Genomic DNA, 15,835 nt, shown 5'->3' on the forward strand with positions numbered 1-15,835 from the left:
CCGGCGTGGTGTGAAAGGGGGTGCGGCGGGCCGGTGGGCGCGTCGGCCCCGGGTGCTGCCGGGTGTGGCGTGCCGTCAGGCGCGCAGCGTGGCGCCGCCGTCGACGTAGAGGTCGTGCATCGTGATGTGCCGGGCGCGGTCGGAGACCAGGAAGGTGACGGCCTCGGCGATGTCGGCGGGCTCGGCGATCCGGCCGAGGGGGATGCCGACGCGGTAGGTCGCGGGGTCGCCGTCGATGACGCGCCGGGGCGCCTCGTCGTCGGTCCACAGGTCGCGCTGCATGGCGGTGTCGGTGGAGCCGGGCGAGACGACGTTGCAGCGGACGCCGCTGCGGGCCAGCTCCAGGCCGAGGCACTTGGTGAACATGGTGGCGGCGGCCTTGGAGGCGGCGTACGCGGCCATGCTGGTGCGGGGCACCCCGGCGGCGTTGGAGCCGACCGTGACGATGCATCCGCCGCGGCGTTCGGTCATCCGGCGGGCGACGGCCCGTGAGGCGACGAAGACGCCGGTGGAGTTGACGGCGAAGGTCTGCTCCCAGATCTCGTCGGTGATCTCGACGACGGGGGAGGCGCGGAGCACCCCGGCGACGTTGACGAGGATGGCGAGCGGGCCCATGGTGCGCTCGACCCGGTCGACGACGGCTTCGACCGCGGTGCTGTCGGCGACGTCGGCGGTGTGGGCGGTGACGGTGTCGGTGCCGAATTCGGCTTCGAGGCGCCCGATGCCGTCCGGGGTCCGGTCGAGGGCCGCGACCCGCGCTCCCTGTGCGACGAGGGCGCGGGTCACGGCCTCGCCTATGCCCTGGCCCGCGCCGGTCACCAGCGCGACGCGGCCGGAGAGTTCTGACTGCTGCACGGCGGTTCCCCCGATTCCCATACGAACGATTCCCATACGAAGTAAGGTAAGGCTTACCTTACATGACGGATTCGGTCGAAGTGCACCGGTCGGCACCTCCGCGGCAGCGACGCACCCAAGGGCTTAGGTTAGGCTAACCTCAGGCTCTTGCCTATAGGGGAGCCCCCCTGAGGTGACGGTTCGTCACCCCGCTCACCACCTGAGCTCCAGGACGGGCGTGCCCGGCACCTCGACGCCGAAGGTCTGCGCGTAGAGGGACAGTTCCGCCTGCAGCGCGCGGACCATGGTCTCGGCGCGGCGGAAGCCGTGCCCCTCCCCCTCGAAGGCGATGTACGCGTGCGGCACCCCCCGCCCGGCCATCGCCGCGGCGAAGCGCTCGCTCTCCGCCGCCGGGCAGACCGGGTCCTCCAGCCCCTGGAGCAGCACGAAGGCCGCCGAGATCCGGTCCACCCCGTACAGCGGAGAGCGCTCGCGGTAGCGCTCCTCGGAGAGCGGGCCCACCAGCGTCTCCAGATAGCGGGACTCCAGGTCGTGCGTGCCGCCCTGAGCCCAGCTCAGCAGGTCCAGCACCGGATACGCGATGGTCGCGCAGGCGTAGAGGCCGGTGGAGACGAGCGACGCCGCCGCCGTCCAGCCACCCGCGCTGCCGCCGCGGATCGCCAGCCGGGCGCGGTCGGCGGTGCCCTCGGCGGCCAGCGCCTCGGCGACCGCCGCGCAGTCCTCCACGTCGACCGTGCCCCACGCCTCGCGCAGCCGCTCGCGGTAGGCCCGGCCGTAGCCCGTCGAACCGCCGTAGTTCACCTCGGCGACACCGATGCCGCGCGAGGTGAAATAGGCGATCTCCAGGTCGAGGACGAGCGGGGCGCGGCTGGTGGGCCCGCCGTGCGCCCACACCACGAAGGGCGGCAGCTCCCCGTCGGGCGCCGTGTGGTCGGGGCTGTGCGGCGGGAAGACATGGGCGTGGATCTCCCGGCCGTCCGGGCCGGTGAAGGTGCGGATCCGCGGCCGGGGGTAGTAGGCGGGGTCCACCGCGTCGGTGTGGCGGGCGCCGATGGCGCGGGCCCGGCCGGTGCGGGTGTCGAGCTCCACCACTTCGTACGAGGTGCGGTCGCTCGCGGCCACCCCCACGACGCGGGTGCCGCTCACCGCCAGGGTCGGGGCCCACTCCGTCCAGGGCCCGGCCGCGTCGGCGATCTCGCCGGTGGCGGGGTCGAGTATGCCGAGGACCGCGGCGCCCCTGCCGTGCAGCACCGCGACGAGACCACTGGCCAGCGGCGCGAACCAGCGCTGGTGCGTGCGCCACAGCGGGCCCGCGAACTCCTCCTCGCGGGCGCAGAGGTTGACGCTCCGTCCGGTGTCCGCGTCCACGCGGTGCAGGTTCCACCAGCCGCTGCGGTCGGTCGCCGCGATCAGGGAGCCGTCCGGGGCCCACTCCACCTGGGCGACGGACTCCCGCGGCCCGCCCAGGACCGTACGGACCTCCGTGAAGCGGCCGTCCTCGGTGACCCGGGCGGTCTTCAGCTCGCTGCCGTCCCAGGGCATCCGCGGGTGGTCCCAGGCGATCCAGGCCGCCCGCCGGCCGTCCGGGGACAGCCGCGGTCCGGTGACGAAGCGGTGGGTGTCGTCCGTGAGCTCGCGGACCGCGGAGCGGTCCCCGGCCGCCGAACCGTCCAGCGGCACCGCGGCGATCACCCTGCGCACGTCGGTGGGGCCCTCGCCGGTGAACTCCTCCAGCACGCACCACACTTCACCGCGCACGGGCAGGAGCACGGGGTCCGCCCAGCGCAGCCCGCCGCCGACCGGGGACAGCGGGGTCAGCGGCCGGGGCTCCCCGCCGCCGGGCGCGTCGGGCTCGGCCGCGTACAGCCGCTGGTCGGCGAAGTGCGTGAACACCGCGAGCGGGCCGCCCTCGTCCCGGGGCACCGCCGCCCAGGGGCCGCCGCCGTACTCGATGACCCTGCTGCGTACGTTCCACGGCGCGGCCGGCAGCGACGACTCGGAGCCGTCGGCCCGCCGCCGCACCAGGGTGTGGCGGCCGCCCTCGGCCGGGCGTGGCTCCACCCACCACACCTCGTCGCCGACCACCCCCACGGCGTCCGGCCTGCCGCCGGAGTGCGCCGCGTGCCCTGCCTCGATCGGGGACTGCCAGGCTCCGTAGGGCGCCGTGGACACCATGTCCGTCACATCTCCTGTCCGTTGAAGTCGAATGTCAGAGGTTCATCAGGAAGTGGTCGAGCACCCGGACGCCGAAGTGCAGCCCGTCGACCGGTACGCGCTCGTCGACACCGTGGAAGAGCGACTGGTAGTCGAAGCCGGGCGGCAGCCGGACCGGGGCGAAGCCGTAGCCGACGATGCCCAGGGTGGCGAACTGCTTGGCGTCCGTACCGCCCGACATGCAGAAGGGCACCACGTGCCCGCCCGGGTCGAAGCGCTCGACGGCCGCCCGCATCAGCGCGAACAGCGGCGCGTCGACGGGGGCTTGCAGGGCGTCGAAGCGGTGGTAGTAATCCCAGCTCACCTGCGGCCCGGTGAGCCGGTCCACGGTCTCCGCGAACTCCTCCTCACCGCCCGGCACCGTCCGCCCGTCCACGTGCCCGACGGCCGTGCCGGGGATGACGTTGACCTTGTACCCCGCCTGCAGCATCGTCGGGTTGGCGCTGTTGCGGAGCGTCGGGGCGAGCAGCGCGGCGGCCGGGCCGAGCTTGCCGAGCAGGTCCTCCACGTCGAAGTCGGGGGCGTCCGGGTCGGCGTCGATGCCGTGCAGCGCGGCGATCTCCACCAGCGCCGCCCGTACGGTCGGGGTGAGCCGCAGCGGCCACTGGTGGTCGCCGATGCGGGCGACGGCGGCGGCGAGCGCGCTGACCGCGTTCTCCGTGTTCACCTTCGAGCCGTGGCCCGCCCGGCCCCGCGCGGTCAGCCCGATCCAGGCCGTGCCCCGCTCCCCCGCCGCCACCGGATAGAGCCTCAGCCGCGGCCCGGCGTGGAAGGTGTACGCGCCGGACTCCCCGATGCCCTCGGTGCAGCCCTCGAACAGCCCGGGGTGCTCGGCGGCGAGGAAGGCGGACCCGAAGACGCCGGTGTCCTCCTCGTCGGCGGTGAAGGCCAGCACGATGTCCCGGCGCGGCCGGACCCCGGCCCGCGCCCACGCCCGGACGGCCGCCAGGATCATCGCGTCCGTGTTCTTCATGTCGATCGCGCCGCGGCCCCACACCACGCCGTCGCGCACTTCACCCGAGAAGGGGTCGACGGACCACTCGGCGGGCTCGGCGGGCACCACGTCCAGGTGGCCGTGGACGAGCAGGGCGTCCGCGCCCGGGTCGGTGCCGGCGATCCGGGCGACGACGTTCGTGCGGCCCGGTGCCTTCTCCAGCAGCACGGGGTCGAGGCCCGCCTCGCCCAGCCGCTCGGCGACGTACTCGGCCGCCGGGCGCTCCTCGCAGTCGCCGCCGCCGCGGTTGGTGGTGTCGATGCGGATCAGCTCCGAGGTGAAGCGCACCGCCTCGTCCAGCGCGTGCCCGTCGACCCGCTCCGCCTGGGTGTCAGCCATATTCTTCCTCCACGGCGGCCGACACGACGGTCGTGACCGCTTTGAAGCAGCGAATGCCCTCGTACATGGTCGGCGTGGTGTAGGCGACCCGGCGCTCACCGCTCCGCTCGACGCCCGGCACGCACGTGGCGGCCCCGGCGAGGTGCTCGGCGTCGAACTCCAGCTCCATGGTGAGCGGCCCCCTGCGGACCGGCTCGTGGCGGACCGCGAGCGGCACCGCCTCCCGCGCCGCGGCCCGGATCTGCTCCGCCGTGCGTGCCGGGGTGCGGCACACCGCCGCGTAGCGCGACACATAGTCCTTGACGGCGACCGAACGGGCCGCGGGGGCATAGCCCTTGGCGTCCTCGCAGGTCCGGTCGTCACCCGTCACCAGCACCACGGGCACACCGTATTCCGCGACGACCAGAGAGTTGAGCAACCCCTCGCTGGCTCGCGTGCCGTCCACCCATACGCCGGTGAGCGAATTGGCCAGATAGGTGTGCGCGAGGACGCCCTCGGCGCCCGCGGCCGCGTGATAGCCGACGAAGGCGATGCCGTCCACGTCGCCGTGCTGCACGCCCTCGACCATGCTCAGCGTCTTGTGCTTGCCGGTGAGCATCTCGGCGCGCTCGTCCAGCTTCTCCAGCAGGAGGTTGCGCATGCTCCAGTGCGCCTCGTTGACGAGGACCTCGTCGGCGCCGCCGTCGAAGAACCCGGCGATCGCTGCGCTGACGTCGGAGGTGAACAGATGGCGGCAGCGCTCCCACTGCGAGGCGCCGGGCAGCACGTCGCCCGGCCAGGTGACGCCGGTGGCGCCTTCCATGTCCGCGGAGATCAGGATCTTCACCATGCGACAGTCTTATCGCAGGGGGTGGCGGTGCGCACGGGTATCGGCGGGGTTTCTCTCCCCGCCCCGCCGAAGGGCCCTCGCGCGGGCGCGAGCGGAAGCGGCCGCTCGTGGACGGTCGGGGCCGTCCCTCGCGGAGGCCAAGGGCCCTTTACGGAGCGGCTGTTCGGCGCTCCGGCGCGCAGCGCCCACCGACGAGTGAATCCCCGCGCGCGGGCCGGGTGCCGTGGGTAGCTGGTGGGCACCAGTCCGTCACCTTTCGAGGGGATTCCCGATGCGTATCCGCCGTGCCCTGGGCGCCGTTGCGCCCGTCCTGCTGCTCGTCGCCGCGCTCTGCCCGGACGCGAGCGCCGCGAACGGCGCGCTGACCGTGGAGTACGACCGGTGCTCACCGGGCACCGGCGCGGCGGGCACGGTCTGTCTGCACGAGACCGTGCGGCGGCGCACCGAGAACCCGCCGGCCGACAAGTGCGTCGAGCTGCTCTCCGGCGGGCACACCACGGTCCAGCAGATCACCAACGGGACGAACAGCCGCGCCGTCTACTACTCCGACAACCGCTGCACCCGGCGGCTGGGGTCGCTGGCACCGCGCGCCGCGGTCGGGAACGTCGCGGCGCGCAGCGTGAAGTTCACGCGCTGACCGGCCCGCGCGCCGCCTCCGGCACCGGCGTCCGCCCCCGGAGGCGGCGCAGCATCCGCGCGTCCTGGAAGCCGACCACGCGGGCCGCCGCCTCCACGGTCGAGCCCTGGGCGATGAGGTGCTCGGCGCGCTCGACGCGCAGATCCTGCTGGTACCGCAGCGGGGTCAGGCCGGTGGCGGCGGTGAAGCGGCGGGTCAGGGTGCGCTCGCTCAGGCCGCAGGCCGCCGACAGGTCCGCGAGGCCCAGCCGTTCGGCGAAGCGGGCGTCGATCAGGTCCTGCGCCTGGTGGACGGCGTCGATCAGGTGGTCGCGGTGCCGCAGCATCACGCTCGCCTGCCGCTCGTCGCCGTTGCGGCGGGCGAAGACGACCATGGAGCGCGCCACGCGGGCGGCCACGGCCGGGCCGTGCCGGGCGGCCACGAGGTGCAGCGCGAGGTCGATGCCGCTCGCGATGCCCGCGGAGGTGACGACGCGGCCGTCGAGTACGTAGAGCACGTCGCGGACGACCCGCGCCCGTGGGTGGCGCCGGGCGAGCTCGTCCTGGAGGTCGTGGTGGGTGGTGCAGCGGCGGCCGTCGAGCAGGCCCGCCCGGCCGAGGGCGTCCGCCCCGGCGCAGACGCTGGCGACGGTGCCGCCCGCGGCGTGGTGCGCGGCCAGCCGCTCCAGCGTCGCGGCCGACATGTCGCCGTTCTCGCGGAAGGCGAGGGAGCGCCAGCCCGGGACGACGACGAGATCGTCGGCGGTCAGCTCCGGCCAGTCGACGGCGGCCCGCAGCATCACGCCCTGGGCGGTGGGGACGTCCTCCTGCTCGGCCACGTATCCGATGGTGTAGCCGTGGCCGAGGTCGGCCGCCGTGGAGAAGACCTGGGCGGGCCCGGCGAGATCCAGCAGATGCAGCTGCGGGACGAGCAGGAAGACGACCCGTGTCACGATCCGGTCAGCTCCTCGACGGTGGCGATCCTGGCGAAGCGGCCCGCGAGCGCGTACTCGGTACGGGCGACGATCGCGTCCGTGGTCAGGGTACGGGGGTCGGCCAGGATCTCGTCCAGGCTGCGGCCCGCCGGGGCGTCCCAGTGCTCGATGGGGTGGGTCGCGGTCGCGTCGGTGACGAAGGTGACGCCGTAGCCGAGGTCGGAGGCGACGCGCGCGGTGGTCTCGCAGCACTGCTCGGTGCGGATGCCGCTGACGACCACGTCGCGGATGCCGCGTTCGGTGAGGATCTGCTGGAGGTTGGTCGTCGTGAAGGCGTTGTGCGAGGTCTTGGTGAGGACGGGCTCCCCCGCCAGCGGGGTCAGGCCGTCGATGAGGCGGGTGAAGCCGAGGGCGGGGTCGAAGACGTTGCCGGTGCCCGGCTCGTGGTGGAGCACCCAGACGACGAGGTCCCCCCTGTCCCGGGCGGCGGCGACCAGACGGTCGACCTGGCCGACGATCCCGGGGTTGGACACGGCCGCCCAGTTGGGCCGCTGGCGGAAGGACTCCTGGACGTCGATGACGACGAGTGCGCTGTTCATGACCTCATCCTCACCGCCGCGCGGCCCCTCGCCCAAGGCATGATCGGGGCCCGATGCGGAACGATCCGGTCAGGAGTCCCGGGAGGGGAAGGAGTAGTCGTCCCACAGGGCGCGCTCCCGCTCCAGCGGGGCGCTCTCGACGCGGGGTGTGAGATTCCAGATCCGCGTGGCACGGTCCGTGATCCGGTACGGGCGCCAGCCGGGGGTGCCGAGGCGGGCGAACGCCGTCCAGGCGTCCTCCATCGCGCGCGACAGGCGCGTCAGGGCGGGCCGCTGGGCGCGCACGGTCTCCGTGCCGCGCGGCACCCATCCGAGGTCGAGGTTGCCGAAGACGAAGGGCATCTCCAACTGGTGCATGGCGCCGAGGTTCTGGGCGTCGGGCACCCCCTCCGCGTACGGGACGTGCCAGTCGAATTGGTACACGTACGAGGGGCGCCAGCGCGACTGCGCCTGGGCGAGGCGGAGCATGGGCATCCGCTCGACCTGGTCGGTGAGCATGGCGTTCACCACCCGGCCCTCGCTCAGCCCGGGGCGGTCCGCGGCGTAGACGTCGTACATCTGCTGCTTGCGGGCCGCGAGCACGGGCGGGAAGGAAGGGTAGGCGCTGAGCGGGAGCTTCAGCAGGTCGGGGGTGAACAGCGCCCAGAAATCGGTCTCGTTGGTGTTGGTGCCGGTCATGACGTCGACGTTGCGGGCGCTGCCCGCCGTGATCCGGTCGACGACCGGGCCGGGGACGAGCGAACCGTCGATGTACGGCCCGAAGAACACGGCGCCGGAGAGCCCCGGAAGACCGGTGCGGGCCTTCTTCTGGAGCTCCAGGATCTGCTGCGTGGAGAGGGCGTTGAGGTCGCCGACGCCACGGATGCCGCCGAGCTGGAAGACGCGGGCGGCGGCCGTCTGCGCCGAGTGCGCGGTGTGCACGGCGTTCCCGGGGCCGCTCTCCACGATGGCCCGGTGGAAGAGCCGCTCCGGGCGGTCCCCCGCGAGCAGCGCGTCGATGGACACGGCGCCCGCCGACTGGCCGAAGACGGTGACGTTGCCCGGGTCGCCGCCGAAGTCGCGGACGTGGTCGTGCACCCAGGAGAGCGCGGCGACCTCGTCCCGGAGGCCGTTGTTGCCCGATCCGGCGTACGAGCGGTCCAGGCCGCCGAGTTCCGTCCAGCCGAGGATGCCCAGGCGGTAGTCGGCCGAGACGACGACCGCGTCGCCGCGCGCGGCCAGCGCGGCGCCGTCGTCCAGGGCGTCGCTCGCGGATTCGTAGATGTCCTCCCCGCCGTGCAGGAAGACCATGACGGGCTTGCGGGCACCGGGGGCGCGGGAGGACCACACGTTGACGTGCAGGCAGTCCTCGACGCCGCTGCCGTCGCCGTCGGAGAGGTCCTGGGGGCACGGCGGTTTCGCCTTGTCGGCCGGGAGGGTGTCCTTCCAGGCGGCGGGCGGCTCGGGCGGCCGGAACCGCCGGGCGCCGGTGGGCGGCGCGGCGTACGGCACGCCGAGATAGGCGCACACACCGCTCTCCGGCGCGCCCTGCACCGCGCCCAGCGAGGTCCGCGCCCGGCAGCCGGCCGCCTCCGCGCCCTCGGCGCCCGCGGGCGCGCGCATCGCGCCGGTGAGCACCAGGGCCGTGACGGCCGCGGCCACGGCGCGGCGGCGGCCACGCCGCGAACTGCTCCTCGGGAACACCAGCTCTTCTCCCTCTACCGTTTTGCGATCTCATTGCGGACCCGTTGCCGGACTTCCGTCCCGCCTCGTCCAGAATCGGTTGACGCACCGCCCCGGGCCATCACCTGTCCGGGGGAACCCGGGGCACAGATGACCTCGGAGGCGCGCACGGAGCCGACGCGCCCTCACCCCTAAGGAGTCGAACATGGACAACGCCCCGGTGGCGCCCCGCCGTACGCTGTTGCGGATGATCACGCTCGGCGGGCTGGTGACCGCGACCGGAGCCGTGACGTCCGCCTGCGGCAAGGGCGAGGGCAAGGCTTCGGCGGCGACGTCCGACTCCCCCGCCGGTGCCGGCGGCTCCGGTTCGGGGGCCGACATGATCATGATCATCCGGCACGGCGAGAAGCCGAAGGAGAACGGCAAGAAGCCGCCCTTCGGCATCACCGAGGACGGCGAACGCAGCGACTACTCCCTGCTCGTGCGCGGCTGGCAGCGGGCGGGCGCGCTGGTGACGTTGTTCGCCCCCGAGGGCGGAACCCCGCGCAAGGGGCTGCGGCGCCCGGCCGCCGTCTACGCCGCGGGCCCGCACCCCGGGGCGAAGGGGCTGCGCCCGAGCGAGACGGTGGCGCCGGTGTCCGCGAAGCTGGGGGTACGGACGAACCTCACCTACCGCACCGGTGACGAGGCCGCGCTGGCGAAGGAGCTTGCCGGGCGGCACGGTTGCACGCTGGTGTCGTGGGAGCACCACGCGATCACGGACATCGTCAAGGGGCTGGGCGGGGAGGTGCGCCCCTCCCCGCCGTCGGCCTGGCCGGATTCACGCTTCGATCTGGTGTGGGTGCTGGTGCGGTCGGGTGGTGGGTGGACGTTCACGCAGGTGCCGCAGCTGCTGCTGGACGGCGACAGCCCGGATCCGGCGTAGCGGCCGCCGGATCAGTCCGCGCGGCCCGTCACGAACCACCGCGCCGGCAGCACGATCCGCTCACCGTCCGGCCGGAACTCCGTCATCGCGAGCGTGATGGCGCCCTCGGAGAGGATCGTGAGGCCCGCGTTCCGGAGCAGTGACGGGACCTCGTCCTCGGCCACCTCCGCGGGGCGCAGGCCGTGCTTCATGACGAGGCTGCCCTTGGGTGACGGGCCGTCGGGCCGGAGGATCGCCTCCGCCAGCACGTCCTTCGCCGCCCCGGTGAGCTCGGCCACGAACGCGCGGCCCCGCGCACCGGTCAGCTCCGCGACCGCCTGCGCGACGGCCGGGCGGTCCTCGGGGCGGCTCTGGTGGATCACGGCCCGCATATAGACGTTGGCGTCGCCGATCCGCGCGTGGAGCGCGCGCACCGCCTCGGTGTCCGTCAGGTCGAGCCGCTCGAACTCCGCCACGCCGCCGGTGTCGGCGCGGCGCGCGTGCTCGACGGCCGCCGCCGAGATGTCCACGCCGACGGCGCGCGGGAAGCGGGTGGCGAGATAGCGGGTCTGGGTGCCGTTGCCGCAGCCGAGGTCGACCACCGGCAGGGCGGGGTCCGCGTGCGGGGCGAACAGTTCCAGATGGGGGGCCGCCGTCAGCGAGGGGTCCGCGTCCCAGATCGCGTCGCCCGGGGTGCCGGAGGCCTCCCGCCAGAAGCCTTCCCACGCCTGGGCGTACTGCTGCGATGTGCTCATACACGCTCCCGGGTAGCCGGTATGACTGATCGTCATGATCTTGACTACCGTCGTCCGGCGCCCCGCGGCAAGATCTGCGCGGCTACCGTGCCCGTACCTTCACCGGGTGTTCGACCCGGGGCGCGCGGCGCTGACCAGCGACTGCTCGAACCACACCGTCTTGCCCCGGCCCGTGTGGCTCGCACCCCACTCGCGCGCGAGGCCGCTCACCACCCTGAGCCCGCGCCCGGATTCGTCGCCGGGGCCGGAGCCCATCAGCGCGGGAAGCGCGTGGTCCTCGTCGGTGACCTCGCACAGCAGGACGTCCGTGCGGACCAGGCGGAGTCCCAGCCGCCGTGACTCCGTGTGCCGTACGGCGTTGGTGACGATCTCGCTGACCAGGACCTCGGCGGTGGCGGCCGCCGAGCCGAGCCCCCACTCGGCCAGTTGGTCCCGTACGAGCCGGCGGGCCCGGCCGACCTCGGCCGGGGTGCGCTCCAGCTGCCACGCGGCCGTGTGCTCGGCAGGGATGCCGTTGAGCCGGGCCATCAGCAGGGCGACGTCGTCCTTGCGGCCGTCGCCGGTGTTGAGCGCGCGGATGATGGTGTCGCAGGCGTCGTCCATGGACGCCGCGGGGTGGGCGGCGGACTCGCACAGCGCGGCGAGCCCCGCGCCGATGTCCTGACCGCGGACCTCCACCAGCCCGTCCGTGCACAGCACCAGCCGGTCGCCGGGCGCGACGGGGACGGTCGCCGCCTCGAAGGCCACCCCGCCCACGCCTATGGGGGCGCCCGTGGGCAGGTCGAGCAGCGCGCTGCGGCCGTCCGCCGCCCGGACGAGCACGGGCGGGATGTGTCCGGCGTTGGCGATACGCAGCTCGGAGCGGATCGGGTCGTAGACGGCGTAGAGGCAGGTGGCGAGGTAGTGCTCGCCGAGCCGCTGGGCGAGGTCGTCGAGGTTGCGCAGCAGCTGCTCGGGCGGCAGGTCGAGGGCGGCCATCGTCTGCACGGCGGTGCGCAGTTGGCCCATCATGGCCGCGGAGTTCAGGCCGTGGCCCATCACGTCGCCGACGACGAGGGCGGTGCGCGAGCCGGGCAGCTTGATGCTGTCGAACCAGTCGCCGCCCACCCTGCCGAGGCGGGTGCCCGGCAGGTAGCGGGTGGCGGTGTCGCACCCGGCCATGCGCGGGGCGAGCTGCGGGAGCATGCTGTCCTGGAGGGTGTCGGCGACGTTCTCCTGGTAGGTGTACATGCGGGCGTTGTCGAGCACGAGCCCGGCGCGCGCGGCGAGTTCGGCGCCGGTCGTGCGGTCCATGTCGTCGAAGGGCGTGCGCCCGTCGCGGCGCATCAGGACCATGAAGCCGAGCACCACGTTGCGCGCCTTGAGGGGCACGACCAGCATCGACCTGCCGTTGATGAGCGGGCGCAGGTCACGCTTCTCGAACTGGCCGGAGATGCGGTTGGCCAGCTCCTCGCCGATGCGCGGGATGAGCACCGGCTCGCCGGTGACCATGCACTGGAAGAACGGGGTGTGCTCGGGGAAGGCGATGGCCTCGCCGACCGGCACGGTGTCGTCCCAGCGGCCCGGTTCGTCGTTGTGCTCGACCCAGACGCGGTGCCAGACGGTGGTGACGTCGGGCGGGCCGTCGGGGAAACCCTCGCCCGCGAGGACGGCGGCGCGCAGGTGCGTGCCCGCGAAGTCCGTGAAGCGGGGCACGGCGGCGCTGGTGACCTCGCGGATGGTGCGGGCCAGGTCGAGGGAGGTGCCGATGCCGCCGCTGACCTCGTTGAGGAACTCCAGCCGCTCCCGTACGGCCGCGTATTCGAGGTCCGGCGCGTCGGCGGGGTCCGCGAGGGCGTCGGGGGACGTCCGCTGCCGCGGCGGGGCGGTGGCGGTACGGGCGCGCCGCGCCGCGCGCTCCGTGTACTTCGGGGTGCCCCAGTCGGGGGTGACCGGGATCCGCTGCCGGTGGCTGATCTCCAGGACGGGGTAGCCCAGTTCGAGGACCTGGGAGACGATCCGGCCGCTGAGGGCGGGGCCCATGCTGGGCAGGATGTCGGGCAGCCGTCCGGCGAGGGCGTCGCCGTCGGGCAGCGCGGTGTGCGGGGCGAAGCCGGGGAAGAGCTGGTCCTGCGGGGCCTCTTCGAGGGGCCCGCACTGCGCGGCGTCGGCGGCGAGGACCAGCAGCCGCTCCTCGCCCGGCCCGGCGAGCGGATAGGCCCACCACAGCACGTCGACGGGCCCGCGACCGGGGGCGCCCGAGCGGGCCCGTCCGGCGCTGGGGTAGCCGGCGGCGCCGTCGGCGGAGGGGCGGCCGAGCCGGACGTCGAGACTGGTGCCGCGGTGGCCGTCGTCGCTGTCGTGGGACAGGGCGCCGCCGATGGGCATCAGGTCGGCGGCGGGGGCGCCGACGGCCTCGTCGCGCCCGTACCCGAAGAGTCTGCGGGCACCCGTGCTCCAGTGGGTCACCAGGCCGGCGGACCCCACGACGACCACCGCGAGCGGGATCCGTCCGGGGACGGGCGTGCCATGGTGCATGGGCGGATGCTCCTTATGGTTTGCGCCACCGTTACTACCGTAGGGGGCCGGGAAGGGCGTGCGGGCGGAAATCCCCGGAACCGGCGTCCGCAATCGCCTGGCGGGCCCGGGGCCGGCCGGCCCCGGGCCCGCCTCCGGCCGTCAGTCCGCGTGGCCCAGCTGGAGGTCGCGCTCCGTGCGGCCGCCGCCCGCGACCTGGAGGACCGTGGCCACCGGGGGGTATCCCGCGGCGATGACCGTGTATTCGCCCGCCGACAGGTCCACGAAGCGGAACGCCCCGTCCGCCCCCGTGGCCGCCGAGTCGACCACATTGCCCGCCGCGTCCAGCAGGGTCACGCGCGCGTCCTCGACGGCCCGGCCCCCGCCCGCCCTGACGACGCCGCGCAGCACCGCGCCGCCCGCCAGCTCGATGTCCTGGCGGGTCTCGCGGCAGGACTGCACGGTCACGGGCAGCGCCGCGGGCCGGAAGGCGGGGGCGCTGGAGGCGAGGGTGTACTCGCCGGCGACCAACTCCGAGATCACATAGCCGCCTTCGCGCCCGGTGCGGGTGGTGGAGACGACCTCGCCGTGCACATTGGTCAGGGTGACGAGCGCGTCGCGCACGGGGTTGCCGTCGGGGGTGAGCACGGTGCCCGCGAGGCGTCCGGCGCCGCCGAGGACCACGTCGAGCTCGATGGGCCGCTCGCCGATGGTGACGGTGACCGCCTGCGGCTGGTGCCCGCCCGCCGCGGCGATGAGGACGTACGAGCCCGTGCCGGGTGTGCTGAGCGCGTACCGCCCGTCCTCCCCGCTCGCGCCGCGCCCGATCTGCTGGCCGCGGACGTCGATGAGGGTGAGGGCGGCGCGCGGCACGGTGGTTCCGTCGGGGTGCTGGACGGTGCCGGTGACGGGGATGCCCGCGACGAAGGGCGCCGGGCCGTCCTGGGGTTCGGCGCGCGCGTGCGGGATGACGGGGGCTTCGGGGGCGTTGTGGGACACCAGGGGTTTCTCTTTCAGCAGGAAGGCGAGCAGAAAACCGAGGATGAGCACCGGTACGAGATAGAGGAAGATCCGCGGCATGGCGTCGGCGTAGGCCCGTACGTAGCCGTCGCGGACGGCGGCCGGCAGGGCGTGCACCAGCTGCGGGGTGATCGAGTCGGGCGAGGGCAGTCCGGCGCGGTGGGGCAGTTCGGCGTGCAGCCGGTCGGCGAGGCGGCGGGCGAAGAGCGTGCCGAAGACGGCGGCGCCGACCGAACCGCCGATCTGCCGGAAGTAGTTGTTGGCGCTGGTGGCGGTGCCGAGGTCGGCGGGGTGGACGGAGTTCTGCACGGCGAGGACGAGGACGGGCAGGGCGAGCCCGATGCCGACGCCGAGGATGCCCATCCAGAGGCTGTAGACGGTCCGCGGGGTGTGGGTATCGAGGTGGGAGAGGAAGTACATGCCGACGGCGGAGAAGGCGCCGCCGACGATGGGGAAGGGCTTGCAGCGGCCCGTGCGGCTGATGAGCTGGCCGGTGACGAGGGAGGCCAGCACGACCCCGCCCATCATGGGGAGCATCAGCAGCCCGGACTCCGTGGCGTCCGCCCCGTCGACCATCTGGAGGAACGTCGGCAGGTAGCTGGCGGCGCCGAAGAGGCCGACGCCCATGGCCGCGCCGACGAGACCGCAGACGTTGAAGACCCGGTCGTGGAAGAGGTGCGGCGGGATGATCGGGTCCGCCGCGACGTGCTCGACCACGACGAAGAGCAGGGCGGTGCCGAGCGCGCCCGCGGCGAGCCCGAGGATGACGCGCGACCGCCACTCGTACTCGGTGCCGCCCCAGGTGGTCAGCAGCACCAGGCAGGTCGAGAAGGCCATGAGCAGCAGCGCGCCGAGTACGTCGAAGCGCCCCCTGCGGAAGCGTGCCGGGAGCCTGAGGCCCAGCGCGACGACGAGGAAGGTGAGGAGGCCGAAGGGGATGTTGACGTAGAAGCACCAGCGCCAGGAGGCGTGGTCGGTGAAGTAGCCGCCGAGCAGGGGGCCGGCGACGGAGGCGAGCCCGAAGGCGGCGCCGATGACGCCCATGAAGCGGCCGCGCTCCCGCGGCGGGACGATGTCGGCGATGATCGCCTGGACGCCGATCAGCAGCCCGCCGCCGCCGACGCCCTGGAGGGCGCGGAAGGCGATGAGCTCGTTCATGGTGGCGGCGTGCCCGGCGAGCGCGGAGCCCGCGACGAAGACGACGATCGAGAAGAGGAAGACCCCCTTGCGCCCGCAGAGGTCGCCGAGCTTGCCGTAGACCGGGAGGACCGCCGTGGAGCTCAGCAGATAGGCGGTGACGGCCCAGGACATCCGGTCGAGGCCGTGCAGCTCCCCCACGATCTTGGGCAGGGCGGTGGCGACGATGGTCTGGTCGAGCGCGGCGAGGAGCAGCGCGAGCATCAGGCCGACGAAGACGACGCGGACGCGGGCCGGGCCGTGGCGGGGCACCGGGCGCTGGGACGGCCCGGGCCCGGGGAGGACGGGCGGTGGACCGTCGCCGTGCGCGAGGGCCGCGCCCTGGTCCCGCAGGGCCGGGGACGGTGGTCCCTCGCTCTGCACCAAGGTGGTCCCGAATGTGGTCCCGCCCACGTACGACTCCCCTCATCGCGCCTGCATC

At 73.9% G+C, this 15,835-nt stretch carries 12 protein-coding genes; 2 read left to right on the forward strand and 10 right to left on the reverse strand.

Going from position 1 to position 15,835, the window contains the following annotated elements; genetic code table 11:
* Window positions 1-75: 75 nt before the first annotated feature.
* The 4 genes from ABD269_RS25955 to ABD269_RS25970 all read right to left on the reverse strand — a co-directional run bounded on the left by ABD269_RS25955 (window position 76) and on the right by ABD269_RS25970 (window position 5,228).
* Window positions 76-891: a 2,3-dihydro-2,3-dihydroxybenzoate dehydrogenase gene (locus tag ABD269_RS25955; RefSeq protein ID WP_344121555.1), complete on the reverse strand. Its 816-nt coding sequence runs from the start codon at window positions 889-891 to the stop codon at window positions 76-78.
* A 156-nt stretch (window positions 892-1,047) separates the two neighbouring features.
* Window positions 1,048-3,030, reverse strand: a complete 1,983-nt coding sequence (locus ABD269_RS25960; protein ID WP_344121557.1) for a S9 family peptidase — start codon at window positions 3,028-3,030, stop codon at window positions 1,048-1,050.
* A gap of 34 nt (window positions 3,031-3,064) precedes the next feature.
* Window positions 3,065-4,402 (reverse strand): M20/M25/M40 family metallo-hydrolase, encoded by a 1,338-nt coding sequence (locus ABD269_RS25965; RefSeq protein ID WP_344121559.1) that lies wholly within the window; start codon window positions 4,400-4,402, stop codon window positions 3,065-3,067.
* Window positions 4,395-5,228: a M55 family metallopeptidase gene (locus ABD269_RS25970; RefSeq protein ID WP_301894264.1), complete on the reverse strand. Its 834-nt coding sequence runs from the start codon at window positions 5,226-5,228 to the stop codon at window positions 4,395-4,397. Before ABD269_RS25970 ends, ABD269_RS25965 begins: the two co-directional genes overlap by 8 nt.
* A 274-nt stretch (window positions 5,229-5,502) precedes the next feature.
* On the opposite strand from ABD269_RS25970, the gene ABD269_RS25975 reads away from it, so the two are divergent.
* Window positions 5,503-5,868 carry a hypothetical protein gene (locus ABD269_RS25975; RefSeq protein ID WP_301891426.1) on the forward strand — a complete coding sequence of 122 codons (366 nt, stop codon included), beginning with the start codon at window positions 5,503-5,505 and terminating at the stop codon, window positions 5,866-5,868.
* Here ABD269_RS25975 and ABD269_RS25980 read toward each other — a convergent pair.
* From ABD269_RS25980 to ABD269_RS25990, 3 genes are all read right to left on the reverse strand, one after another.
* A complete protein-coding gene (locus ABD269_RS25980) occupies window positions 5,858-6,799 on the reverse strand; it encodes a GlxA family transcriptional regulator (RefSeq protein ID WP_344121563.1) in 942 nt (313 codons plus the stop codon). The two genes, ABD269_RS25975 and ABD269_RS25980, sit on opposite strands and share 11 nt — an antisense overlap.
* Window positions 6,796-7,380, reverse strand: coding sequence for a cysteine hydrolase family protein (locus tag ABD269_RS25985; RefSeq protein ID WP_344121565.1), 585 nt, complete (start codon window positions 7,378-7,380; stop codon window positions 6,796-6,798). The genes ABD269_RS25980 and ABD269_RS25985 overlap by 4 nt, the downstream gene beginning before the upstream one ends.
* A gap of 69 nt (window positions 7,381-7,449) precedes the next feature.
* On the reverse strand, window positions 7,450-9,063 hold the full coding sequence (locus tag ABD269_RS25990; RefSeq protein WP_344121567.1) for a carboxylesterase/lipase family protein: 1,614 nt from the start codon (window positions 9,061-9,063) through the stop codon (window positions 7,450-7,452).
* Between the two features lie 184 nt (window positions 9,064-9,247).
* Between ABD269_RS25990 and ABD269_RS25995 the strand changes: the two genes are divergently transcribed.
* On the forward strand, window positions 9,248-9,967 hold the full coding sequence (locus ABD269_RS25995) for a hypothetical protein (protein WP_344121569.1): 720 nt from the start codon (window positions 9,248-9,250) through the stop codon (window positions 9,965-9,967).
* Between the two features lie 11 nt (window positions 9,968-9,978).
* On the opposite strand, the gene ABD269_RS26000 is transcribed toward ABD269_RS25995, so the two are convergent.
* The 3 genes from ABD269_RS26000 to ABD269_RS26010 all read right to left on the reverse strand — a co-directional run bounded on the left by ABD269_RS26000 (window position 9,979) and on the right by ABD269_RS26010 (window position 15,807).
* Entirely contained in the window at window positions 9,979-10,701 is a 723-nt protein-coding gene (locus ABD269_RS26000; RefSeq protein WP_344121571.1) for a class I SAM-dependent methyltransferase, read from the reverse strand.
* 99 nt (window positions 10,702-10,800) lie between these two features.
* Entirely contained in the window at window positions 10,801-13,218 is a 2,418-nt protein-coding gene (locus ABD269_RS26005; RefSeq protein ID WP_344121573.1) for an ATP-binding SpoIIE family protein phosphatase, read from the reverse strand.
* 141 nt (window positions 13,219-13,359) lie between these two features.
* Window positions 13,360-15,807, reverse strand: a complete 2,448-nt coding sequence (locus tag ABD269_RS26010; protein WP_344121575.1) for an MFS transporter — start codon at window positions 15,805-15,807, stop codon at window positions 13,360-13,362.
* Window positions 15,808-15,835 lie beyond the last annotated feature (28 nt).

This window comes from Streptomyces blastmyceticus, from assembly GCF_039521185.1.
Taxonomy (GTDB): Bacteria; Actinomycetota; Actinomycetes; order Streptomycetales; family Streptomycetaceae; genus Streptomyces; species Streptomyces blastmyceticus.

Coding starts and splice junctions, on each gene's coding strand:
- ABD269_RS26000 (WP_344121571.1), bottom strand. CDS start 10,701: ATGAGCACATCGCAGCAGTACGCCCAGGCGTGGGAAGGCTTCTGGCGG.
- ABD269_RS25960 (WP_344121557.1), bottom strand. CDS start 3,030: ATGGTGTCCACGGCGCCCTACGGAGCCTGGCAGTCCCCGATCGAGGCA.
- ABD269_RS25985 (WP_344121565.1), bottom strand. CDS start 7,380: ATGAACAGCGCACTCGTCGTCATCGACGTCCAGGAGTCCTTCCGCCAG.
- ABD269_RS25965 (WP_344121559.1), bottom strand. CDS start 4,402: ATGGCTGACACCCAGGCGGAGCGGGTCGACGGGCACGCGCTGGACGAG.
- ABD269_RS25955 (WP_344121555.1), bottom strand. CDS start 891: ATGGGAATCGTTCGTATGGGAATCGGGGGAACCGCCGTGCAGCAGTCA.
- ABD269_RS25995 (WP_344121569.1), top strand. CDS start 9,248: ATGGACAACGCCCCGGTGGCGCCCCGCCGTACGCTGTTGCGGATGATC.
- ABD269_RS26005 (WP_344121573.1), bottom strand. CDS start 13,218: ATGCACCATGGCACGCCCGTCCCCGGACGGATCCCGCTCGCGGTGGTC.
- ABD269_RS25975 (WP_301891426.1), top strand. CDS start 5,503: ATGCGTATCCGCCGTGCCCTGGGCGCCGTTGCGCCCGTCCTGCTGCTC.